This is a genomic window from Anaerofustis stercorihominis, from assembly GCF_005844425.1.
Lineage (GTDB): Bacteria > Bacillota > Clostridia > Eubacteriales > Anaerofustaceae > Anaerofustis > Anaerofustis butyriciformans.
The window spans coordinates 16,385-40,243 of record NZ_SPHL01000011.1 but is presented as its reverse complement, the minus strand read 5'-3'; the positions used below and the strand labels follow the sequence as shown (position 1 = coordinate 40,243).

At 29.5% G+C, this 23,859-nt stretch carries 26 protein-coding genes; 17 read left to right on the top strand and 9 right to left on the bottom strand.

Annotated features, from left to right (window positions below):
- A partial coding sequence (locus FGQ49_RS04685) for a cyclase family protein (RefSeq protein ID WP_195323106.1) occupies positions 1-266 on the bottom strand: 266 nt, incomplete at its 3' end.
- A 159-nt stretch (positions 267-425) separates the two neighbouring features.
- On the opposite strand from FGQ49_RS04685, the gene FGQ49_RS04680 reads away from it, so the two are divergent.
- Positions 426-1,247, top strand: a complete 822-nt coding sequence (locus tag FGQ49_RS04680; protein ID WP_138268714.1) for a Cof-type HAD-IIB family hydrolase — start codon at positions 426-428, stop codon at positions 1,245-1,247.
- Entirely contained in the window at positions 1,247-2,185 is a 939-nt protein-coding gene (gene hprK, locus FGQ49_RS04675; protein ID WP_138268713.1) for an HPr(Ser) kinase/phosphatase, read from the top strand. Before FGQ49_RS04680 ends, hprK begins: the two co-directional genes overlap by 1 nt.
- Before the next feature lie 33 nt (positions 2,186-2,218).
- Here the strand turns inward: hprK and FGQ49_RS04670 are convergent, their stop codons facing one another.
- The 3 genes from FGQ49_RS04670 to FGQ49_RS04660 are packed head-to-tail and all read right to left on the bottom strand — an operon-like array spanning position 2,219 to position 5,896.
- Complete coding sequence (locus tag FGQ49_RS04670; protein WP_138268712.1) at positions 2,219-3,424, bottom strand: DUF2207 family protein; 1,206 nt, start codon at positions 3,422-3,424, stop codon at positions 2,219-2,221.
- Positions 3,425-3,430: 6 nt separating this feature from the next.
- Positions 3,431-5,326, bottom strand: coding sequence for a DUF2207 domain-containing protein (locus FGQ49_RS10320; protein WP_171020582.1), 1,896 nt, complete (start codon positions 5,324-5,326; stop codon positions 3,431-3,433).
- 15 nt (positions 5,327-5,341) lie between these two features.
- Positions 5,342-5,896, bottom strand: a complete 555-nt coding sequence (locus FGQ49_RS04660; RefSeq protein ID WP_138268711.1) for a LemA family protein — start codon at positions 5,894-5,896, stop codon at positions 5,342-5,344.
- 203 nt (positions 5,897-6,099) lie between these two features.
- Between FGQ49_RS04660 and FGQ49_RS04655 the strand changes: the two genes are divergently transcribed.
- The 4 genes from FGQ49_RS04655 to FGQ49_RS04640 all read left to right on the top strand — a co-directional run bounded on the left by FGQ49_RS04655 (position 6,100) and on the right by FGQ49_RS04640 (position 9,718).
- Entirely contained in the window at positions 6,100-7,293 is a 1,194-nt protein-coding gene (locus tag FGQ49_RS04655) for an acetate/propionate family kinase (RefSeq protein WP_138268710.1), read from the top strand.
- Positions 7,294-7,374: 81 nt separating this feature from the next.
- Complete coding sequence (locus FGQ49_RS04650; protein ID WP_171020581.1) at positions 7,375-7,851, top strand: YceD family protein; 477 nt, start codon at positions 7,375-7,377, stop codon at positions 7,849-7,851.
- A 13-nt stretch (positions 7,852-7,864) separates the two neighbouring features.
- Positions 7,865-8,044 (top strand): 50S ribosomal protein L32, encoded by a 180-nt coding sequence (rpmF, locus tag FGQ49_RS04645; RefSeq protein ID WP_138268708.1) that lies wholly within the window; start codon positions 7,865-7,867, stop codon positions 8,042-8,044.
- A gap of 150 nt (positions 8,045-8,194) precedes the next feature.
- Positions 8,195-9,718 (top strand): YifB family Mg chelatase-like AAA ATPase, encoded by a 1,524-nt coding sequence (locus tag FGQ49_RS04640; RefSeq protein ID WP_138268707.1) that lies wholly within the window; start codon positions 8,195-8,197, stop codon positions 9,716-9,718.
- A gap of 40 nt (positions 9,719-9,758) precedes the next feature.
- On the opposite strand, the gene FGQ49_RS04635 is transcribed toward FGQ49_RS04640, so the two are convergent.
- Positions 9,759-10,295: a hypothetical protein gene (locus FGQ49_RS04635; protein ID WP_138268706.1), complete on the bottom strand. Its 537-nt coding sequence runs from the start codon at positions 10,293-10,295 to the stop codon at positions 9,759-9,761.
- A 269-nt stretch (positions 10,296-10,564) separates the two neighbouring features.
- Between FGQ49_RS04635 and rpsB the strand changes: the two genes are divergently transcribed.
- The 10 genes from rpsB (at position 10,565) to FGQ49_RS04585 (ending at position 18,512) form a co-directional block, all read left to right on the top strand.
- A complete protein-coding gene (rpsB, locus tag FGQ49_RS04630) occupies positions 10,565-11,299 on the top strand; it encodes a 30S ribosomal protein S2 (RefSeq protein ID WP_138268705.1) in 735 nt (244 codons plus the stop codon).
- A 21-nt stretch (positions 11,300-11,320) separates the two neighbouring features.
- Complete coding sequence (tsf, locus tag FGQ49_RS04625) at positions 11,321-12,229, top strand: translation elongation factor Ts (protein ID WP_138268704.1); 909 nt, start codon at positions 11,321-11,323, stop codon at positions 12,227-12,229.
- A 112-nt stretch (positions 12,230-12,341) separates the two neighbouring features.
- Complete coding sequence (pyrH, locus tag FGQ49_RS04620) at positions 12,342-13,046, top strand: UMP kinase (protein WP_138268703.1); 705 nt, start codon at positions 12,342-12,344, stop codon at positions 13,044-13,046.
- 12 nt (positions 13,047-13,058) lie between these two features.
- The gene (frr, locus tag FGQ49_RS04615) at positions 13,059-13,616 is read left to right on the top strand and encodes a ribosome recycling factor (protein WP_138268702.1); all 558 of its coding nucleotides are present in this window, start codon (positions 13,059-13,061) and stop codon (positions 13,614-13,616) included.
- Positions 13,617-13,640: 24 nt separating this feature from the next.
- Entirely contained in the window at positions 13,641-14,357 is a 717-nt protein-coding gene (locus tag FGQ49_RS04610) for an isoprenyl transferase (protein WP_138268701.1), read from the top strand.
- A 1-nt stretch (position 14,358) separates the two neighbouring features.
- Positions 14,359-15,180: a phosphatidate cytidylyltransferase gene (locus FGQ49_RS04605; RefSeq protein ID WP_138268700.1), complete on the top strand. Its 822-nt coding sequence runs from the start codon at positions 14,359-14,361 to the stop codon at positions 15,178-15,180.
- Positions 15,181-15,192: 12 nt separating this feature from the next.
- The gene (gene rseP, locus FGQ49_RS04600) at positions 15,193-16,218 is read left to right on the top strand and encodes an RIP metalloprotease RseP (protein WP_171020580.1); all 1,026 of its coding nucleotides are present in this window, start codon (positions 15,193-15,195) and stop codon (positions 16,216-16,218) included.
- 12 nt (positions 16,219-16,230) lie between these two features.
- Positions 16,231-17,280 (top strand): flavodoxin-dependent (E)-4-hydroxy-3-methylbut-2-enyl-diphosphate synthase, encoded by a 1,050-nt coding sequence (gene ispG / locus FGQ49_RS04595; protein ID WP_138268698.1) that lies wholly within the window; start codon positions 16,231-16,233, stop codon positions 17,278-17,280.
- Positions 17,280-18,017 (top strand): PHP domain-containing protein, encoded by a 738-nt coding sequence (locus FGQ49_RS04590; RefSeq protein ID WP_138268697.1) that lies wholly within the window; start codon positions 17,280-17,282, stop codon positions 18,015-18,017. Before ispG ends, FGQ49_RS04590 begins: the two co-directional genes overlap by 1 nt.
- Before the next feature lie 3 nt (positions 18,018-18,020).
- Complete coding sequence (locus tag FGQ49_RS04585; protein WP_138268696.1) at positions 18,021-18,512, top strand: GNAT family N-acetyltransferase; 492 nt, start codon at positions 18,021-18,023, stop codon at positions 18,510-18,512.
- A gap of 24 nt (positions 18,513-18,536) precedes the next feature.
- On the opposite strand, the gene uppP is transcribed toward FGQ49_RS04585, so the two are convergent.
- From uppP to rpsO, 3 genes are all read right to left on the bottom strand, one after another.
- Positions 18,537-19,373, bottom strand: coding sequence for an undecaprenyl-diphosphatase UppP (gene uppP / locus FGQ49_RS04580; RefSeq protein ID WP_138268695.1), 837 nt, complete (start codon positions 19,371-19,373; stop codon positions 18,537-18,539).
- A 66-nt stretch (positions 19,374-19,439) separates the two neighbouring features.
- Positions 19,440-21,578, bottom strand: coding sequence for a polyribonucleotide nucleotidyltransferase (locus FGQ49_RS04575; RefSeq protein ID WP_138268694.1), 2,139 nt, complete (start codon positions 21,576-21,578; stop codon positions 19,440-19,442).
- Between the two features lie 63 nt (positions 21,579-21,641).
- Complete coding sequence (gene rpsO / locus FGQ49_RS04570; protein WP_171020583.1) at positions 21,642-21,905, bottom strand: 30S ribosomal protein S15; 264 nt, start codon at positions 21,903-21,905, stop codon at positions 21,642-21,644.
- A 250-nt stretch (positions 21,906-22,155) separates the two neighbouring features.
- On the opposite strand from rpsO, the gene dut reads away from it, so the two are divergent.
- Positions 22,156-22,596, top strand: a complete 441-nt coding sequence (dut, locus tag FGQ49_RS04565; protein WP_207669788.1) for a dUTP diphosphatase — start codon at positions 22,156-22,158, stop codon at positions 22,594-22,596.
- A gap of 24 nt (positions 22,597-22,620) precedes the next feature.
- On the opposite strand, the gene FGQ49_RS04560 is transcribed toward dut, so the two are convergent.
- The gene (locus tag FGQ49_RS04560; protein WP_138268692.1) at positions 22,621-23,736 is read right to left on the bottom strand and encodes a hypothetical protein; all 1,116 of its coding nucleotides are present in this window, start codon (positions 23,734-23,736) and stop codon (positions 22,621-22,623) included.
- Positions 23,737-23,859: the final 123 nt, after the last annotated feature.

Below are 23,859 nucleotides of genomic sequence, written 5' to 3'. Positions count from 1 at the left end.
ATTTCACCTTCTTTTTTATAACTTACATCTATAACTATTCCTTTACCAATAAATTTAGATATAGGATATTCATCAATTCCTTTTCCATCTTTTATAAAATGATTTGGAGCATCTATATGTGTAGCGCAATGTGTCGATATACTAAGTTCATTAACCATATATCCATCTTTGTCAAAAGTACAATGTTTTCTTATTTTTGTCTCAGGATCTCCCGGATAAACTTGTAAATTATTAATTATATTATGAGATAAATCTATTATTTTCATTTTTATTCTCCTAAATAACATATAATTATATTTAAATAGATTATACTCTATTAACATATACTTTACGTATTATTTTATATTTATATTGTAAAAAAAAAATAAATAATATAAAATAAAAATGAAATAACAATATATTAACTTTTTGAAAGAGAGAAAAAAATGTATAAATTAATAGCAACAGACATCGATGGAACTTTAATTAATTCAAAAAGAATTCTAACAGAAAACACAAAAGAAGTTCTTAAAGAAGCTTCTGACAATGGAATTGTGGTAATGTTATGCTCGGGGAGAGCTCCGGTAACATTAGACCTTATAACAGATCAACTTGATATTGATATGCCTCTTGCTTGTTACAATGGAGCACAAATATTAAGCGGAAAAAACGGTAAAGTTTTATATCAAAAAGGTTTAGATAAAGAAGATGCAATTTTAACTTATAAAGAAGGATGTAAAAGAAATGTCGGAGTAATAATTTGGACATTAGACGGAAAAATTGCATTTAATGAAAAAAACAGACACACAAAACATTATCTTGATAATTCAAACTATAAAGACGATGTTTTATACATAGGTGATGATTTAAGTTATTTTGACGATAAAGACAACAAAATTGCCAAATTACTATGGCAGGATGACCCTGAAAAAGTAGAAGAGCATATTCCTTACAGTAAAGAACTTTTAAAAGGTACAAATGCCATAAGTGCAACGAGCCAAAGTTTTTTACTTGAATTTACTCATAAAAATGCAAATAAAGCAGAAGCTATAAAACAAGTGGCAAAAGCTTATAACATAAAACATGAAGACACAATAGGCATTGGAGACGGATTAAACGATATACCAATGATTGAATATGCTTCCCTTGGAGTTGCAATGAAAAATGCACACAAAGAAGTATTAAAAATTGCAGATATAGTTGCACCAAGCAATGATGAAGAAGGCGTTGCTTATATAATAAATAAATATATGTTAGGTAAGGAATAATGAAAAGAGCATCTTTAGAAGAATTTTGTAAGAATCTTGAAGGCGAAATATTATACAGCGATTTTAGGAAAAATATCAAACTAAACACACCATTTTTAACAAGACCGGGAATACAATTAACGGGATTTTTTGAATACTTTGATAATGACAGAGTACAAATAATTGGAAATACAGAAAATGCTTATTTAAAACATCTTACACCTCAAGTTAGAGAAAATAGAATAAGAGCATTATTTAAGCATGACATTCCATGTGTAGTACTAACAAACGGTGTTAAAGAATATGATGAATTTGTTAAAATTGCAAGAGAAGAACACGTTATACTTATAAGAAGTAACTTCAATACAAACTTAAGTATAAATAAAACAGTAGCATTTTTAGAAGACTTATTTGCTCCTAAAATGCAGCTACATGGTGTTCTTGTTGAAGTTTTAGGTGTAGGTATATTACTTGAAGGTGAAAGTGGTATAGGTAAAAGTGAAATAGCACTTGAACTTGTTCAAAGAGGTCACAGACTTGTATGCGACGATTTAGTAGAAATTAAAAGACTAAACATCAATACTTTGGAAGGTTCTTGCCCTGAAATATTACAATATTTTATGGAAATAAGAGGAGTCGGTATTATTGATGTAAAGGCTTTATTTGGAATGGGTGCAATAAAGGATAAAGTTGATATAGAATTAATAGTTAGACTCGAACATTGGAACAATGAAAAACATTATGAAAGATTAGGTACAGAATATCAAAAAGAAGAATTACTTGATGTTTCTCTTGACAAATTAACAGTACCTGTTAGACCTGGAAGAAATATGGCTGTAATAATAGAAACGATAGCAAGAAATTATCGTGTAAACGAAATGGATTACAACGCAGGTAAGGTTTTCTGTGAAAGAATAGAAACATTTAATAATGCAAATGCAAAAAAAGTAAAAAAATAAAAAGACTTACAAAAATGTAAGTCTTTTTATTTTTTAATACGAATGAATAATTGCATCATCTAGTATATCCATATCATTATTAAAATCATTCAATGAAATTTCTTTTCTTTCATCATAAACCGAATAGAAATAAGGCATTTCTATTTTATCCTCATTTTCATCAAATAAAATTATTGATAGTTCCAAAGAAAATAAATATGGAAGTATTTCAAAAAAGTATTCTCTATAATTGTTATATAACGATATTAAACTTTCCTTATCAAACTGATTCAGATTATTTTTAAACCCGCTTAATTGTGATATCACATAGTTTAAGTGTTCACTTCTTTTAAATATAAACCCATTTACAATAACACATAACAGTAACAAGTTAAGTTGGCAAACAAACATAATACCAATATTACTGTAATGAATTGAAAAGTAGGGAACTGATATATTACCGCAAAGTATAAATATGCTTGTAACAAGCACCGCATATTTAACATAAGTACTACTACTGGTTTGATATGCAACAATTAAATGGGACAATAGATAATACATAAATCCCGCTAAAATCAATAATAATATTGTAAAAGCAACTCTAAATCTTAATGCTCTAAAAGCAAAGTAAGAATATATTATGAATGACGCAATAAGAAGAATTGCAAATAATACACCTGTCAATCTTCTAAAAAATCTTGATGTTTTATCTTCAATATTACTATCTTTAGAATAAGAATTATTTATAATATTTTCCATTCTAGAAAAATAATGTCCTTCATTTTCAAACAATTCCTTGCTGCTAACAGAATTTCTATTCCCTTTAAAAAGAATTTTATATATAAATCTTTCAAACTTTGTTGTGTATTTATCTAATTCTTTTATTTTCTTTATTATAATTTTTCCATCTATATCTTTAAAAATACTAATATATTTTTTTATTGCAAGGGATAGTATCAAGGATACATAATGATTACTTTGAACTTCTCCTGTATCTAAATATCCTGCAACAAATCCATCCATACCACTTGGAGGATAAACAGCTTTTTCTTGATTAACCTTTTTATCTTTACCCCATATAAAATAAATTATTAAATTTAAAATAAGTAAAGCCACAGCACAAAGTAAAAGTATAGTTAATATATTTGGAGGAAGCTTTTTACTAAAAAGCTTCTGTGTTACATAAATAACAACTCCTATAACTATGGCTAAAATTAATAGAATTACACCTTCTTGAACTTTTTCTTTTTTCCTATCCATAATTTCCTACCAGCTTCCGCCGCCACCGCCGCCGAAGCCGCCTCCAGAGAAGCCTCCTCCACCGGAAAAGCCACCGCCACCACCTGAAGAAATATCGCTTACTTCTACTGCACTTACAGTGCTATTCATAAACAACATTCTATCATATAGACGTGACATCATATAATAATCCCAAAATGTAGGAGAATTATAAGAACTATACCATGTAGGAGGTTCCATTGTTATATCTTTAAATTTATCCATCCACTTTGAACTTATTCCAAGTACAAATGTATAAGGCATTATATCATAAAAATATGAAGGATTTTCTTCAACCAATGCCTCAAGTTTATCTTTTTCAGTAACAATCAAAAAGTCTTTAAATCCAAGTATCTTTCCAATAATACTATCTAAATATTTACTTCTTTTATATGTCATACCTGTTAAAAATACACTTATGGTTAAAATAATATTTTGTAATAAATAAAAAATCACGCTAAAAGATAAAATATTTAAAACAAAACACATTGCTCCCATAAGTAAAGCATATAAAATCAAACAAAATACTATCCCAAAAACTTTACTTTTGTTACTTCCGGTGTGTATCTTACTTATCAAATAAATAATTGATATATAAATACCGCCTATTAAAACAGTTGATGCAAATCCTAAAATTAAGCTTATAAGCATACTATAAAATATTTGATAGAAAGTATAAGTATAGCTTATAAATGTAAATAGACAGACTACACCGGTCATTATACGCTGCATTTTTAAAGCAACTCTATCACTTAAACTCTTTTCTCCGCTAAACTCACTTTGCAAATCATCTCTTGCAAGTGTTAGTGCTGAAGAATACTTATATTTAAGTGAAGATAATTTCACTTCATCAGAAGAAGCAAACAAATTATCAAACAAACATTTTTCATAAAGTTTTGCATCTTTTGGTAAATCTTTCACCTTTATAAAAGTAAGTTCTTCTTCACTTTCTTCTCTTATTTTAAGATATCCTTTAGATGCAAAATATATTATCATTGATGTTAGATTTTTATCACTCCAACTGTCCCCTGCAATATATCCAACCTCTGCCGGAGTCATGTTATTTGGAGGATAAAATTCAACTGTCTTTATTATTTTTTCATCTTTCCCATGTTTTGTAAATACAAATAAAGATAATATTAATATTAATACTGAAACTATAAGAAAGATAACATCAAATAATTTATTATTTGAAGATGCATTTACAAAATATCCATCAGGAAGCTCTATTCTAACTGTAACACTTTCATGATTATAAAGTTTAGAAGTTGTATATCCTTTTATTACATTATTATCAACACTATACTCTACATTACTGTCTGTATTGCCATAAGAACCTGATGTAAAATTAATTAAGTTTGTATCAAAATCTTTTGGCATTTTAATTGTAAAGGTTACTTTATCAATGGTTGTATCCCAGTCGTTTCCTATAAGGTTAAAATAAACATCATCAAACTCATTTATTCCGTCATTACCGACAACATAAGTATATTTAATTTTATAAGTTTGCTTACCGGTTACATATTCGTCACTATCCCCTATTTGCAATACTATATTATCAAAATTTCTTTCTGTAGAATAATCACTTCCAACTACATCAATATCTTTTACTTTAATTAAATGTGTTTTCTTTACATCTTTTCCATCAATATTTCTTGTAGCAGAAGAAATTGTAGGGATTGTTCTGAATATACCATGTTTTTGATTATATCCAAAATCTACATCTATTGTTTCTTCTATTGTATAGCTGTTATCATCATTTACTACCATGTTTATTTTGTAATTATCTATGGTAAATGCTTCCGATGCAAAAACATTTATTGATGGAAGCAAAAGTAAAAGCGATAATAATACTAAGCCTACAATTTTTTTTGTTCTTTTCATATTAATACCTAAATGTTAAAATTCGACTTTTACGTTTTCTCTTTCTTCTTCACTGTTTACTTCAAATAAAGGTTTGGTAGAAAAACCAAACATATTTGCTATAATATTAGTTGGAAAAACTTCTGTTTTTGTATTAAAAGTATTAACTATAGCATTATAATATTTTCTTGAAGAAGCAATCTCTTCTTCCATTCTGTTTAAATCATTTTGAAGAGAAACAAAATTTTGATTTGCTTTTAAATCAGGATAATTTTCAGAAAGAGCAAATAATGATTTTAAAGTACCTGAAAGAACATTTTCACCTTCGATTTTATCTCCAACATTAGAAGCATTCATTGCCATGTTTCTTGCACTTATAACTTTTTCGAGAGTGCCTTGTTCATGTTTTGCATAGCCTTTAACTGTTTCAACTAAATTAGGAATAAGGTCATATCTTTTCTTTAGATAAACATCCATAGTTGCAAAGGCTTCTTTTATTTTGTTATTTAACTTTACGAAATTGTTGTAAGCTGATATTAAGTATAGAATAATTACAGCAGCAACAATTAAAATGATAATTAATGCAATCATAACTTTCTCCTTTAAAAATATTTTTATTATATTTTATCATATAAACTCAAATCTAATTATACTTTTATATAAAAATATTAAAATAATTATGAAAATATTTACCTACATTATTATTTACAAAACAACAAAAAGGGTATAAAATAATAAGGAATTTTTCAAATACAAATAAAAACAGTTTACATTTATTAGGAGGAAATATATTAATGAAAGTTCTTGTAATTAACTGCGGAAGCTCTTCGCTAAAATATCAACTTATTGATATGGATAACAACAATGTTTTAGCTAATGGAGTAGCTGAAAGAATAGGTTTAGAGGACGGAATTTTAACACATAAACAACCTGAAAAAGATAATGTAGTATTTAATGAAGACATGCCTACACATAAAGAAGCTCTTCAAATTTTAGTAAAGGCTCTTGTTGATAAAGAATATGGTGTTATTAGCAGTTTAGATGAAATTTCTGCAATCGGACATAGAATAACAACAGGCGGCGAAAAATATAATGAATCAATCAAAGCAACAGATGAAGTAATCGAAGGATTAAAAGAATGCAGTGAGCTTGCACCTCTTCACATCCCTGGACAAGTAATGGGTCTTTTAGGATGTAAAGAAGTATTCCCTGGAAAAGAAATGGTATGTGTATTCGATACATCTTTCCACAGAACAATTCCAAAACAAGCTTATATGTATCCTATTCCTTATGAATACTATGAAAAATATAGTATAAGAAAATACGGTTTCCACGGAATCTCTCATCAATTTGTATCACAAAAAGTAGCTGAACTTATGAATAAAGATGTAAAAGATTTAAAAGTAATTGTATGTCACTTAGGTAATGGTGCTAGTATTTCTGCCGTAAACAAAGGGGAATGTATTGAAAACTCAATGGGATTCACTCCTCTTGATGGTCTTGAAATGGGAACAAGAAGCGGTTCTATCGACCCATCAGTAATTCCATTCCTTTGCGAAAAAGAAAACAAAACACCAAAAGAAGTTGAAGAAATTTTAAACAAAGAATCAGGTTTACTTGGAGTTTCAGGAGTATCTTCAGACTTTAGAGACATAACAGATGCTATGGAAAAAGGAAACGAAAGAGCAAAACTTGCGTTTGATATATTTGTATATAGAGTAAAAACAACTATTGGAGCTTACACAGCTGCAATGAATGGAGTTGACTGCATCGCATTTACAGGTGGTATTGGCGAAAACTCAACAGATGTTAGAGCTGCAATATTAAAAGATATGGAATTCTTCGGTATCGAATTCGACGAAGAAGCAAACAATGTAAGAGGAAAAGATCAAGTTATAACAAAACCTTCTTCAAAAACAACTTGCATGGTTGTTCCAACAAATGAAGAATTAATGATAGCAAAAGAAACAATAAATATATTAAAATAGCCAAGAATTAATAATAATATATTGACAAATTATAGCTAAAGATATATAATTGTTCTTACTGTGACGCTAGGAGGAAAAAAGTTGATTATTAAACTTAAAAAAATATTAGATAGCGATAATCAGTGTCTTTTAATTGATGAAAACCTTGAAGATTTTTCTTATAAAGATTTTCAAATTTCAAACATTAATGTAAAAGGTGAAGTATTTAAGCAGTCTGATATTTTACAGTTAAGTTGTAAAATACTTTTTACTTATTTTACAACCTGCGACAGATGTTTGGAAGATATCCAAAAAAATGAAGATTTTCCTTTAGAAAAACAGTATGATATCAAAGAGATTGAAAACAGTGAAGCTGAAGGAATCGACCTTAAAGAAGCTGTAAGAGAACAAATTTTATTAAATATGCCGAATAAAGTTTTATGCAAGGATGATTGTTTAGGCCTTTGTCCAGATTGTGGTATAAACCTAAACAAAGAAAGCTGCGATTGTGGTAAAAATAAAATCAATCCAAAATTTGCAGCACTTAGTAAACTATTAGAGGGCGAAGGTGAAAACTAGGAGGTGAATAATCATGGCAGTACCAAAGAGAAAAATTTCTAAAGCAAGAAGAGACAAAAAAAGAGCTAACAGTTATAAAATCGCTATGCCTGCATCTAGCGTTTGTCCAAAATGTGGAGAAGTAAAAGCTCCTCACAGAGTATGTAGCGTTTGCGGAACATATAAAGATGTAACTGTTATTGATGTTGAATAATAAAGATAAATTAAAACACTGTACTAAGGTACAGTGTTTTTTATTTATTAAAAAATGTGACCAAAAAGTGACCAGATACTCTCATATTATTGACAATGAACATATGTTCTACTAATATTAAATAAAAGAAATAATATAGAGGTAATAAACATGTTTAGTAAATTATATTCAGGAAGCATTATGGGAGTTGACGGAATAATCGTAAGCGTTGAAACAGATATCATTAACAAAGCCCTTCCTTCAATGGCTGTTGTTGGACTTGGAGATATTGCAGTTAAGGAATCAAAAGAAAGAGTTTTTGCAGCAATAAAAAACAGTTCTTTCCAAATACCACTTGGTAAAATAACAATAAACTTAGCACCTGCAAATATAAAAAAAGAAGGAACGTTTTATGATTTACCAATAGCAATTGGTATACTTCTTTCTTCAACACAGATTTTTTCAAATATTGATTTAAATAAGTATTTATTTATCGGAGAACTTTCACTGGATGGAACACTTCGAGGAGTAGATGGAGTTCTTCCAATGGTTATGGAAGCAAAAAATAACGGAATAACAAATATTGTAGTTCCTGTTGAAAACGCAAAAGAAGCTTCAATTATAGATGGTATAAATGTTTATCCCGCAAGAAATATTTTAGAAGTAGTTTCTCATATTAATAACAGAAAACCAATAAACAAGATAGAATTTAACAATAATTATTTTGAAAATGATGATATATTATCAGAAGTTGATTTTGCAGATGTAAAAGGACAAGAAAGCGTTAAAAGAGCAATGGAAATAGCAGCTGCGGGAGCACATAACATTCTTATGATAGGACCTCCAGGAAGCGGAAAAACAATGCTTGCAAAAAGATTTTCAACTATTCTTCCTAAAATGACATTAGAAGAAAGTTTGGAAGTTACAAAAATATATTCTGTATCAGGACTTTTAAAGAAAGATGAACCACTAATAAAAACAAGACCATTTAGAAGTCCTCATCATACAATATCAGATGTATCTTTAATTGGAGGAGGAAGAATACCAATTCCGGGAGAAGTAAGCCTTGCACATCTTGGAGTATTATTTTTAGATGAATTTCCAGAATTTCAAAAGAAAGTATTAGAAGTTTTAAGACAACCCCTTGAAGACGGAGAGGTTAATATTTCAAGAGTATATGCTTCCCTATCCTATCCTGCTGATTTTATGCTTCTTGCAAGTATGAACCCTTGCCCTTGCGGATATCTTGGAGACAGTAAAATAGAATGTAAATGCACAGATAGTCAAAAAGAAAGATATAAAAACAAAATATCAGGACCTTTACTTGACAGAATAGACATTCAAGTAAAAGTTCCAAGACAAGACTATGACAAATTAAGAATAAATAGTACTAAATCAGAAACAAGTGCACAAATAAGAAAAAGAGTAAATAAAGCAAGAGAAATCCAGCTAAAACGATATAAAGGAACTAACATTCTTTTTAACTCCATGTTAACTCCAAGTAAAATAGAACAGTGGTGCAAAATCGGAGAAGAAGAAGAAAAACTTATGAAAATGGCTTTTGATAATTTGAATTTATCAGCAAGAGGCTATCATAGAATTTTAAAACTTGCACGAACAATAGCAGATCTTGACGGAGAAGAAAATATAAATTCATCCCATATAAGCGAAGCATTACAATATAGAGGAATGTAAGTTGTTTTATCATAAAAAGCAGTATAAAATATACTGCTTTTTATATTGGAATGTTTTTAAAAACAAAATCATTTCCATTATAATTAAATGATATTGTAATACTTTTTACATTTTCATTAAAAGGAAGGAATCTAAAATTCAAAGTTTCTTTATATTTTAAAGGCTCATCAACAGGATAATCATCAAAATAAAAGTTTATGGGTTTATATTCCATTCCAAGATTATCAACAACTTTTAAATTATTAATTTTATGATTACTTATGGGATTTTTATTTTGGTTTTCTACTAAAAAAACTACATAAAAAGAGCTTTTATTTCCACTCATCCAAGAATAAGTAATAAAATAATTTTCATTTAATACCCTTTCTATATCTATACTTACTCCTCCTTTTGATAGATAATATTTACTTTTCCCATAATCTTTCTTTAACAAGTCTTTTATGTTATAAGGAACATTTGAATCCATGTTTGAAACAGAAAATGACATTCCGTTAAAAACAAATGTAAAAATAACAAGACCTATGAAAATAATTAATAATAAATAAATTATACCTTTTAATGTTCTTCTTTTTTTCATACTAAAATATATGAACTTTAATTTTTTATATGATTAAACAATTAATAAGTTAAAAATAAATATTTAAGTTAAAAATCACCTCAAAAGCCTTTACAGCCTTAATTTTAGGTAAAAAAATATAAAAAAATACATATATTATCTTGCATATAAAATCCCCTTATGATATCATAAACAAGGTTGACAAAAAATCACAGATATGCTTTAAATTCTTTGGTTCTCGTTTATGAGCTGAATTGGCATATCAAGGAAAAAACCAAGGAGGAAAAAGAATGAGTTACATTCAAATGAAACAATTATTAGAAGCTGGTGTTCAATTCGGACATCAAACAAGAAGATGGAATCCAAAAATGAAAAAATACATCTTCACAGAAAGAAATGGTATTTATATCATTGACTTACAACAAACAGTAGGATTAGTTGACGATGCTTGCAAATTTGCAAGAGAAATCGCTGAAGAAGGCGGAGAAATCTTATTCATCGGAACTAAAAAACAAGCTCAAGAAGCTATCCAAACTGAAGCAATTAAAAGTGGAAGTCACTTCATTAACCAAAGATGGTTAGGTGGTACACTTACAAACTTCCAAACTATTTCTAAAAGAATTAAAAAATTACACGAATTAAATCAAATGGAAGAAGACGGTACTTTTGATGTACTTCCTAAAAAAGAAGTTATCTTACTTAAAAACCAAAGAGATAAACTTGAAAAATTCCTAGGCGGAATTAAAAACATGGAAAAACTTCCATCAGCATTATTCGTAATCGACCCTAAAAAAGAAAGAATTGCTATTTCAGAAGCTAAAAAACTTAATATTCCAATTATCGCTATTGTTGATACAAACTGTGATCCTGATGAAATTGATTACCCAATTCCAGGTAATGATGATGCTATCAGAGCCGTATCATTAATCGCTTCTACTATTGCTAATGCTATTTTAGAAGGTAAACAAGGCGAACAAATGGAAGATGCTGTAGTTGAAGAAGCTACAACAGAAGTTGAAGAATAATATTATCAAGGGGATATAATTATGGCAATTACAACTAAACTTATTAAAGAACTAAGAGAAAAAACAGGCGTTGGTATGATGGACTGCAAAAAAGCACTTGTTGAAACAGACGGTGATATTGAAAAAGCCATCGTATATTTAAGAGAAAAAGGTCTTGCTGCTGCAAGCAAAAAAGCAGGAAGAATCGCTGCTGAAGGTGCTGTAAAAGTAGTAGTTAAAGACGATAAAGTTGCTGGTATCGTTGAAGTAAACTCAGAAACAGACTTCGTTGCTAAAAACGAAGACTTCCAAAACTTTGTTGAAGATGTTGCTGAACAAGTTTTAGTAAGCGATGCTAAAGATTTAGATGCTTTCTTAGCTGAATCATGGGCAAAAGAAGCAGGAAAAACTGTAAAAGAAGTATTAAACGAAAAAATTGCGGTAATCGGTGAAAACTTAAACATCAGAAGATTTGAAAAAATCGTTAGTGAAGGTTGCGTTGCTGCTTACATTCACGGAAACGGAAAAATCGGTGCTGTTGTAGAAGCAGACTGTAATGAAGTAAACGATGCTGTTAAAACTTGCCTTAGAAATGTTGCTATGCAAGTTGCAGCTATGAATCCTAAATATGTTTCAAGAGAAGAAGTTCCAAGCGATTATATTGAATCAGAAAAAGAAATTTTACTTCACCAAGCAAAAACAGAACATCCTGAAAAACCTGACAATATCATTGAAAAAATGATTACAGGACGTTTAAACAAAGAACTTAAAGAAGTTTGTCTTCTTGACCAATCATATGTTCAAGATCCTGATTTAACAGTTGAAAAATACATTGCTCAAGCCGGTGCAAACATCAAAATCAACAAAATTGTTCGTTTTGAAACAGGCGAAGGTCTTGAAAAGAAAGAAGAAAACTTTGCTGAAGAAATTCAAAAACAATTAAATGCATAATGACAAAACAAAAGAACACAATTAACTCAGTTGTGTTCTTTTTTTATTGTTTTATTTAAGTAAATATTGTATTATATATAAAGAAAAGATAAATGATAGATAGGAGTATTTTATGGAACCTAAATACAAAAGAATTATATTGAAAGTAAGCGGTGAAGCTCTTGCCGGAGATAAGAGATTTGGTTTAAACACATCTGTTATAAATAAAATAAGCGAACATATAAAAAAATGCCACGACATGGGAGTTGAAATTGCCATAGTTGTAGGAGGAGGAAACTTCTGGAGAGGAAGAACAGGCGAAGGCATGGACAGAGCAACTGCTGATTATATCGGTATGCTTGCAACTGTAATGAATGCATTAGCTCTTCAAGACAGCCTTGAACAATTAGATCTACAAGTAAGAGTTCAAAGCGCAATAGAAATGAGACAAATATCTGAAAGTTATATAAGAAGAAGAGCAATAAGACATTTAGAAAAAGGAAGAATTGTAATATTTGCATCTGGAACAGGTAACCCATTCTTCTCAACAGATACAGCAGCATCTCTAAGAGCTGCAGAAATAGAAGCTGAAGCTATTTTATCTGCAAAAAATATAGATGGAGTTTACAATAAAGACCCTAATTTATATGATGATGCAATAAAATATGACGAATTAACTTATCTTGATATTTTAGATCAAGGATTAAAAGTTATTGACTCAACAGCAGCATCACTTTGTATGGACAATAATATTCCATTACTTATATTCGCAATAGATCCACCTGAAAATATCGAAAAGGTAGTATGTGGAGAAAAAATCGGTACAATAATAAAATAAAGGAGAAAAAAAATGAGTAACGAAATAAAAGCCCAAACAAAAGAAAAAATGATTAAAGCAGTTGAAAATCTACAATCAAACTTAAATGCATTAAGAGCAGGAAGAGCAAACCCTGCAATGCTAGACAGAATTGTAGTTGACTACTACGGAAGCCCAACACCAGTAAACCAAATGGCAAGTATATCTGCGCCAGAACCAAGAACTTTAACAGTTCAACCTTGGGATCAATCTGCTCTAAAATTAATCGAAAAAGCAATAATGAATTCTGATTTAGGTTTAAATCCTTCAAATGATGGAAAAGTTATAAGACTTTCTATTCCTCAATTAACAGAAGAAAGAAGAAAAGAACTTTGCAAGCTTGCTCAAAAAGAAGGAGAAAATGCAAAAGTTGCAGTAAGAAACATCAGAAGAAATGCTATACATGACTTAAAAGCAGCACAAAAAAATGGTGAAATTACAGAAGACGGATTAAAAGATTTTGAAGATGAAATTCAAAAATTAACAGATGAATACGTTAAAGAAATTGACGGAAAAATCAAAACAAAAGAAAAAGAAATTACAACAATATAATTATTTATTTAAGGAAAACATAAAATGGATAATTTTGAATTAGATAAAAACAATATGCCTGCCCACCTTGCCATTATTATGGATGGCAACGGAAGGTGGGCAAAGCAACAAGGGAAAATCAGAAGCTTTGGTCATAAATTTGGTGCAAAAACCGTAAAAGATATAATAAAGGAAGTAAATAATCTAAAAATAAAACATCTAACTTTATATGCATTTTCTACGGAAAATTGGAAAAGACCAAAAGATGAAATTAATACTATCATGAACCTTGTTATCGAGTATCTAAATAAAGAAACCGATGATTTAGTTAAGGAAAATGTTAAAATGGACTTCATAGGAGATATTGAATCTCTACCTGAAAAAACATTAAACAGCATGAAAGATACAATTGAAAGAACTAAAAACGGTACGGGACTTCATGTCCATATTGCCCTTAACTATGGAGGAAGAAAAGAAATAGTAAATGCTACAAAAAGGATAATACAAGAGGGAATCAATGCTGAAGACATTACGGAAGAATTATTCAGCAAATATTTATATAATAACGAAAATACAGACATTGATTTATTAATAAGAACAGGCGGAGATATCAGAATAAGTAACTTCCTATTATGGCAGATTGCATATAGTGAGTTGTATTTTTGTGATACACTTTGGCCTAATTTTAATGTAGAAGAATTACATAAAGCCATTTACTCTTTCCAACATAAAGAAAGAAGATTTGGAGGATTGGTGAAATAAATTGACAAAAAGAATAATAAGTGCAGCCGCATTAATATTATTACTGATTATTGCGTTAATAATAGGAAATAAAGCTTTTTTAGCTTTGGGTTTTATTGTAAATGCAATAGCACTATATGAATATATCAATGTGGTTGACAATAACAAAAAACATTTAGATTTATCTAAAATAATATATATTCTGCTTGGAACTATAATGATGTTCTTTGCAATTATTATGCCAGAATTATTGGTTCCTGTTCTGCCTGTTATTGTAATACTCATTACAATAAATAATATATTAAATAAAAAATACCATTCTGAAACAACGATTTATTCTGTATTTGGAATAATATATATATCTTTAATACTTTCATTTATGGTTATAATGATTAATTATTTACCAAATAATCAAGGATTAGCACTTATTACTTTCGGAATTTTAATCGCAGTTGCAACAGATTCTTTTGCTTATATTTTTGGAGTTAAATTTGGCAAACATAAACTTTGTCCTGCAATTAGCCCCAAAAAAAGCATTGAAGGAAGCTTTTACGGATTATTATTTGGTATTATAGCAGGTATAATATTATATTTTATTTATACAAAATATAATATTCTTGACATTTCTATAATAGACTTTATAATAATGGCAATAATAGATAGTATACTTTGTCAATTTGGTGATTTAACTGCATCAATGATAAAAAGAACTTTCGGTGTTAAAGATTACGGCAAATTAATTCCGGGACATGGTGGAATTCTTGATAGAATTGACGGAATGCTTTTCTCCCTTGCAGGAACGTTCTTTTATGTATATATCGTTATAAATATACTTACTTTTTAGGAGACGATTAATTTGAGCATAGCATTATCAATTATTTGCACACTGATAATATTCGGGGTATTAATAACAACTCATGAATTTGGTCACTTTATTGTGGCAAAAAAATGTGGTGTCATCGTAGAAGAATTTTCTATTGGGATGGGACCACTTCTTTTTAAAAGAAAAGGAAAAGATGATACTCTTTATTCCTTAAGACTTCTTCCGGTTGGCGGATACTGTAAAATGTATGGAGAGGATGAAGATGAAAATGAATTTGGAGAAGGCTCTTTAAATTCAATTTCCCCTTTTAAACGTATTTTGGTTTTAGCTGCAGGGGCTATTATGAATTTAATTACTGCAATCATAATTTTAATGATTGTATACGCTATGGCAGGTACAGAACCTACAACAACAATATCAAATGTACTTGAAAATTCCCCTGCGTATACTTCGGGACTTAGAGCCGGCGATACTATTGTAAAAATAGAAGATACAAATATAAATAGCTGGGAAGATCTTTCAAATGCAATTACATCATCAAATGGTAAAAAAATAAATGTAACTTATACAACATCTGATAACCAAACAAAACAAACTACAATTACACCTACTTTAGATGAGTCAACTAATTCTTACAAAATAGGAATTAATCCTGAATATTCAAGGAGTTTTATAGGAACAATTACTAATGCTTTTAAAGCGTTCTTTATGTATATATATTTAACATTTGAAGCTATTGTAAGTTTAATTAGAGGTGTAATAGGTATTAACCAATTATCAGGACCTATAGGCGTTGCAACAATCGTAAATCAAGCGATGAGCATGGGTAGCATAATTGTTTTAAACATAACCGCACTTCTAGCAATAAATATTGGTATATTTAATTTACTTCCAATACCAGCCTTAGATGGAAGCAGAATCCTATTTTGTATTATAGAAATGATAAAAGGGTTCCCTATTAATCGTGAAAAAGAAGGAACTATTCATTTCATTGGATTTATTCTTTTAATGGCACTTGCGGTATTTGTAGCTGTACAGGATGTAATAAAACTTTTTTAGGAGAGTTATAAAATGAAAAAAACTAATGTAGTAAAAATTGGAAATAAAGTTATAGGCGGAGGAAATCCTGTATTAATTCAATCTATGTTAAAACTTCCTCCTACAGACTATAAAAGCATTATAAAAGAAATAAATGACCTTGAAATGCTGGGATGCGATATAATAAGAGGAACAATTCCCAATATGGAAGCAGCAGAAGTTATTCCGGAAATAATAAAAAATACAAATATACCTTTTGTTGCAGATATTCATTTTGATTATAAAGTTGCAATTGCAGCAATCAAAAATGGCGTACATAAGGTTAGAATTAATCCAGGTAATATTGGAGGCAAAGAAAAAGTAAGAGAAGTTGTTAAATGCTTAAAAGACTATGATATCCCTGTTAGAATCGGTGTAAATTCAGGTAGTCTTGAAAAAGACTTGCTTGAAAAATATAAACATCCTACGGCGGAAGCATTGGTGGAAAGTGCTTATAGAAGCATATCTTACTTTAACGAATTTGATTATGATAATATTGTATTATCAATTAAATCAAGTGATGTAACAACAACAATAGATGCTAACAGATTATTTAGTGAAAAGTATAACTACCCACTTCATCTTGGTGTTACGGAAGCAGGTGCTGAGCTTACTGGTATAGTAAGATCCAGCGTTGGACTTGGAACACTTCTAAAAGAAGGTATAGGAGATACTATTCGTGTTTCTCTTACAGGTAAAAGTTCAGATGAAGTAATTGTAGGAAAAGAAATTTTAACAAGTCTTGGTTTAATGGAAGAAGGGGTAAGAATTGTATCCTGCCCTACTTGTGGAAGATGTAAGACAGACACACTATCAATTGTAAAAGAGATAAAGAAAAAAACAATGCACATTAAAAAGCCTATTACAGTAGCTGTTATGGGATGTGCAGTTAATGGACCTGGAGAAGCAAAAGAAGCTGATATGGGGGTTGCATGTGGTAACGGGAATGCTGTTTTCTTTGAAAAAGGAAAACAAGTTACAAGCATTAAAACCAATGAAATCGCATCTTTCATCTTAGAAAGGATTGAAGAAAGAATAAAATAATGAAACTTACAGCAGAAATTCATTGCCACACCGTTTATTCTCATGGAACGGGAACAATTGAAGATAATGTTTTAGCGGCAAGAGAAAAAGGAATAAAAAAGATAATAATAAGCGAACATGGACCTGGACACATGGTTGCCAGACATAACACAAACGAAACATACCTTAAAATGAAGGAAGAAATTATATCTTTAAGAAAAAAATATCCTGATATGGAAATTTTAATGGGACTTGAAGCAAATATAATTTCTACAAAAGGTGATTTGGATGTAAATGATGAACTTTTGGATATAATTGAAGTATTATACTGCGGAATTCATTTAATGTCTATTCCTAAAAATTTAAGTGCATTATTCAATTTACAGTTTATGAACACACTATATTGTAAATTTGGTATTTTTAAGAGAAGACAAACGAAAATTAATACAAATGCAATAATAAATGCAATGAATAAATATCCACTTAAAATGATAACTCATCCAGATACGAGAGGACCTGTTGATATAATAAAAATTGCAAAAGAAGCTAATAAACATAATATAATGCTTGAAATAAATGATACACAAAGTAAATTAAATTCCGAAGATATTAAGTCAATTGAAAAAGAAGGAATTAACGTTATGTATGCAGTAGGAAGTGATGCACATTCAAAAAATGACATTGGAAAATGGAATAATGCAAAAAAAATTATCGAACAAAGCAATATAAGTTTAGAAAAAATATGGAATGTGGAGTAAAAAATGGAAGAAGAAATAATAATCAGAGAATTTAAAAAAGATGATATAGAAGATATGATTGACATTTGGAATGAAATTGTATCACAAGCAAATGCTTTTCCTCAAATTGATTGTTTAAATGAAGAAGACGGATTTGAATTTTTTAAAAGTCAAAGTTTTACTGCTGTTATAACTATTAATGATAGAATTGTTGGGCTTTATATATTACACCCAAATAATATAGGAAGATGTGCCCATATCGCAAATGCAAGCTATGCAGTAGATAAAAATATGAGAGGAAAACATATAGGAAAAAAACTTGTAGAACATTCTCTTTTAAAAGCAAAAGAACTTAATTTTAAAATACTTCAATTTAACGCAGTTGTAAAATCAAACAAAGCAGCAATTCATTTATATGAAGAACTTGGATTTAAGAAACTAGGTACAATCCCAAATGGATATTTAAAAAAAGACAATTCTTATGAAGATATTATTTCTTATATATACGAACTATAAAAAAGACACCAAATGGTGTCTTTTTTATAATCTAATTAAAATATTATAGATAATAAGTGCTAAACCTACTATCCAACAATAAATTGAGAAATAATAAAGTTTTCCTTTCTTAACAATGCTGTTAAGTAAAACAATAGAAAAATAACCAATAACAGCCGCACATAAGAAACCTACTATAAGTGGAACAAAAGAAGTTGAAGCTCCTATTGCTAAAATATCTTTAAATTTTAAAAGTAAAGATCCAAGTACAGCAGGTATAGACATTAAGAAAGAAAACTCAATAGCTTCTTCTTTTTTAAGACCTGAAAGAAGTCCGCCTACAATAGTAGAACCAGATCTTGAAATACCAGGAGTAATTGCAAACATTTGGAATATACCAATTATAAAAGATTTCTTTGGCCCTAACGCCTCTATATGTTTGCTATTATTCTTTCCAAGAGCATCTCCAAGAACAAGTAAAACACCTGTAATCATAAGAGTTATTCCAACAATAACAAGTGAACCAAATTTTTCACTTATAAAATCTTCAAATAACACACCTACTATACCAGCAGGAACTGATGCACATAAAATATATACTATGTATCTTCTGTATTTACTTTTATCAAGCATTGGACCTTTCAATGTAATAATATCTGCAAGCATTAAGAAGAATTCTTTAAACATATTCCATATTGATCCATAATATGCTATAACAACAGCAAGCAAAGTCCCTAAATGAAGTACAATAGTAAATTCTAAACTACCTTCCCCTATTCCCATAAAATTTTGTAAAATTACCAAATGTCCGGAACTACTTACAGGTAAAAACTCTGTAAGCCCTTGAACTATACCTAAAATTATGGCTTGAATTGTAGTCATAATATCCTCCGTTATATATCTATTTATATGCTTTAAAAGCGAAGTTAACACCCCGCTTTTAAATTTTTATTCTTCTGTTTTTTTATCTTCGTTTTTATTTTCGTCAATCTTTTTTTCTTCTTTTTTAGGTTTTGGAAGTAATGCTTTTCTTGATAAATTGATTCTTCCTTGTTTATCTATTTCGATAACCTTAACATTAACTTCATCACCTACATTAAGAATATCTGTTACTTTATTAACTCTTTCATGAGCTAATTTTGAAATATGAACAAGTCCTTCTTTTCCACCAGGAATTTCAACAAAAGCACCAAAGTCCATAATTCTTACTACTTTACCTACATAAGTATCGCCTTCTTGAACTTCTCTTGTAATATCTTCAATCATTTGAACAGCTTTTTTAGCTGCATCTAATTCAACAGCACCTACATAAGTTTGTCCATCTTCAAGAATATCAATTTTAACACCAGTTGCATCTATGATCTTGTTAATCATTTTACCGCTTGGTCCAATTACATCTTTGATTTTATCTTCGTCTATTTTAAGTGTTAAAATTTTAGGAGCATATTTGCTTACTTCTTCTCTTGGAGTTTCAATAGCAGTACTCATTTTATCTAATATGTGATATCTACCTTTTTTAGCTCTTGCTAAAGCTTCAGTTAAAATAGCTTTATCAATACCTTTGATTTTGATATCCATTTGAATAGCTGTGATACCTTTTCTTGTACCGGCAACTTTAAAGTCCATGTCTCCGTAGAAGTCTTCTACACCTTGAATATCAGAAAGAACAGACACTTTGCTTTCTTCTTTTATAAGTCCCATAGCAATTCCGGCAACAGGAGCTTTAATTGGAACACCTGCATCCATTAATGAAAGAGTAGAACCACAAACACTTGCTTGTGATGTTGAGCCGTTTGAAGCAAGAACTTCAGATACAACTCTTATTGTATATGGGAATTTATCTTGTGAAGGAATTACAGGAAGTAATGCTCTTTCAGCTAAAGCACCATGTCCAATTTCTCTTCTTCCAGGACCTCTCATTGGACCTGTTTCCCCAACTGAATATGATGGGAAATTATAGTGGTGCATATATTTTTTACTTGTTTCTTCTCCGATACCGTCAATAATTTGTTCATCACTGATAGCACCAAGAGTAGCCATAGACATAACTTGAGTTTGTCCTCTTGTGAAAAGGCCTGAGCCATGAGCTCTTCTTACTTTTCCTACTTCACAAGTAATTGGTCTTATTTCATCAACCTTTCTACCGTCAGGTCTGATTCCTTCGTTAGTAATCATATCCCTTACTATTTGTTTTAAAATCTTAGTAAAGATTTCATTAAAGTCAAGCTCATTATCAGGATACTCTTCTAAATATTTATCAAGGATTTCTGCTTTTACTTCTTCAACTCTGTCTTCTCTTGCTTGTTTTTCATGAATATTATAAGCTTCTCTAAATCCTTTTTTAGCTTCTTCATAAATTTTTTCTTTAATTTCTTCACTTGGTCTGTAGTAAGGAAGATCAGCTTTTTCTTTTCCTACTTCTTTGATGATTTCTTCTTGGAACTTAATAATTTCTTTAATATGTTCATGAGCTCCCATTATTGCATCAATCATAGTTTCTTCGCTTACTTCGTTTGCACCAGCTTCAACCATTAAAACAGCTTCGCTTGTGCCTGCTACAGTTAAGTTTAAATCACTTTTTGCTCTTTGTTCACTTGTTGGATTATAAACAAGTTCACCATCTATTAATCCAACTTGAACAGCTCCTACAGGGCCGTCAAAAGGAATATCAGAAATTCCAAGAGCAAGAGATGCACCAAGAATACTTGTTATTTCAGGTGAATTATCTTGTTCAACACCCATAACTGTTGCAACTACTTGAACTTCGTTTCTAAATCCTTTGTCAAATAATGGTCTAAGAGGTCTATCTATAAGTCTGCAAGTAAGAGTTGCTTTTTCGCTGGCTTTACCTTCTCTTTTTAAGAATCCACCGGGAATTTTACCTACAGAATACATTTTTTCTTCATAATATACACTTAATGGGAAAAAATCTATTCCCTCTTTTGCTTCCTTAGCCATACATGCATTTACAAGTACTTGTGTATCTCCATAAGAAATAAATACACTGCCATTTGCCATTTGGGCAAGTTCGCCAACTTCAACGCTTAATTCTCTGCCAAGGAAATCAGTTGTAAACACTTTCTTCATTTAAAATCTTTCCTCCACATATCATAAAAAAAGGCGAAAAAAATCCGCCTTTTTAATGCTAAATTATTTTCTTAAGTTAAGTTCTTTAACTAATTTTCTGTATTTTTCAATATCTTTTTTAGCAACATAATCTAAAAGTCTTCTTCTTTTACCTACCATCATAAGAAGACCTCTTCTTGAATGATGATCTTTAGGATTCTTTTTGAAATGTTCATTTAAAGTATTGATTCTGCTTGTTAAAATAGCGATTTGGATTTCAGGAGAACCTGTATCCTTATCATGTTTTTGAAATTTGCTTATTACTTCTTGTTTTTTTTCTTTTGTTATTGACATTTATCTGTCTCCTTTATATTAATTTTATTCGCCTATAACCTAGCTTAAAGTCGGAGATTCCATAAACTAAGCCTAAGGTACATAGCTTAAAAATTATATCATAAATGAAAATCATTGTAAAGCATTTTAAATGCATTAATAAAACAATTTTCATCAAGTTTTTTTATAAAAAATTAGGCATTAAATATTATATATGATATACTTAACAAAAAACTATAATTTATATAAATTTTTGGAGAAAAAAATGGATAAAATTAAAATAGAAATAATAAATAAATCAAAATATCCCCTACCGGAATATGCAACAAGTGGAAGCGCAGGAGTAGACTTATATGCAAATATTGATGAAGATATTACGGTAAACATGGGGGAAATTAAACTTATACCTACAGGAATATTTATAAAACTTCCTTTGGGATACGAGGCACAAATAAGAGCAAGAAGCGGACTTAGTTTAAAACATGGTGTAACTTTAGTAAACGGAATAGGTACTATTGATTCTGATTACAGAGGAGAAATAGGAATAATACTTACAACATTAAAAAACGAACCATTTACAATAACTCCGGGAATGAAAATAGCTCAAATGATCATTGCAAAACATGAAATTGCAGAATTTGTTGAGGTAGAAAAACTTGACGATACAAAAAGAGGGGCTGGAGGATTCGGCCACAGCGGAATATAAAAAAGAAAGCATATTGCTTTCTTTTTATTTTTCAGCTGCTTCTATTGTGAAATAAATATAAGATGAACTATACTCATCATAATCTTCCCTAGTTTCTGTAAAGTAATCTATATCAACATTTTCATTAACGCTATAATTTATTTTTTCGTAATATGAACCTTCCATAAATTTATCACAAAATTCTTTAGGTAGTTCATACTCTTCAAGAAGTTCATTAAACAATGCTTTTACATTTGCATCATTTAACATTACATTTAATTTTAAAATATCTAATTTAGCTTTTTCTAAATTTTCTTCTTTGCTTTTATTTATATCAATATCAATACTGTAAGTTATCTCTTCTATTAATCCTTCATTATTTACACTTACATTTATATTTGAATTATACTCTTCATCATAATCATATAAATATCCCGCAACATCATATCCATGAGAATTATATTTTTCAAGAGGATCATCAATTCTTACATTCACGCAATCTGTTTCAAATGAGCGTTGTAATGCATATACAGATTTTGATGCAAGCAGAGTTTGATTATTTGCATTATTTGCGGAAAAAATAAAATGAGGAATATATGTAGCTACCAACAAAATAATCGGAATAAATACTATTGATAAAACGTATTTTCTTGCTTTAGGAATTTCAACATCAAAAACTCTTGCGACTGTTTTTGCATTAGAACTTAATTCATTTGTCATTGAAGCAACCATTGCAACACTACCTATGGCAGAAGCAACATCTAAAGCATCAGAAGCGTTTTTTAAACTCTGATTATCAGATAAATCAAGTAAAGTTGAAACTCCTCTTGCACCTAAAAGAGCGCTTATACTTTTTGAATAATCTTTATTTGATAATCTAACATCTGCATACTCTACAATTTTAGTCCACTTTTCTTTTCTCATTCCAAGCTTTGTACATAAAAAACAATAAACAAAAAGTATCAAATAAACCAATACAATACCAATATACACCCAAATACCTATAGTATAAACTGTAGTAGAATTAAAAACCAAATCTCCAAGCATGTTTAAAATTAACCAAAGAATTCCAATTGTTAAACAAACAATTAAAAATGTTAATGAAAGACTTGGATAAAGGCAGTATTTTTTTACCAATTTTTTTTGTTCTGCATCTAGCATTTCCCTCACATCCTTTCATACTTTATCTTAATTTAATTATATATACAAATGCAAACAATTTCAAGAAAATATAATATACATAAAACTATATATTTACATAAAGTTTCATTAATATTCCATAGA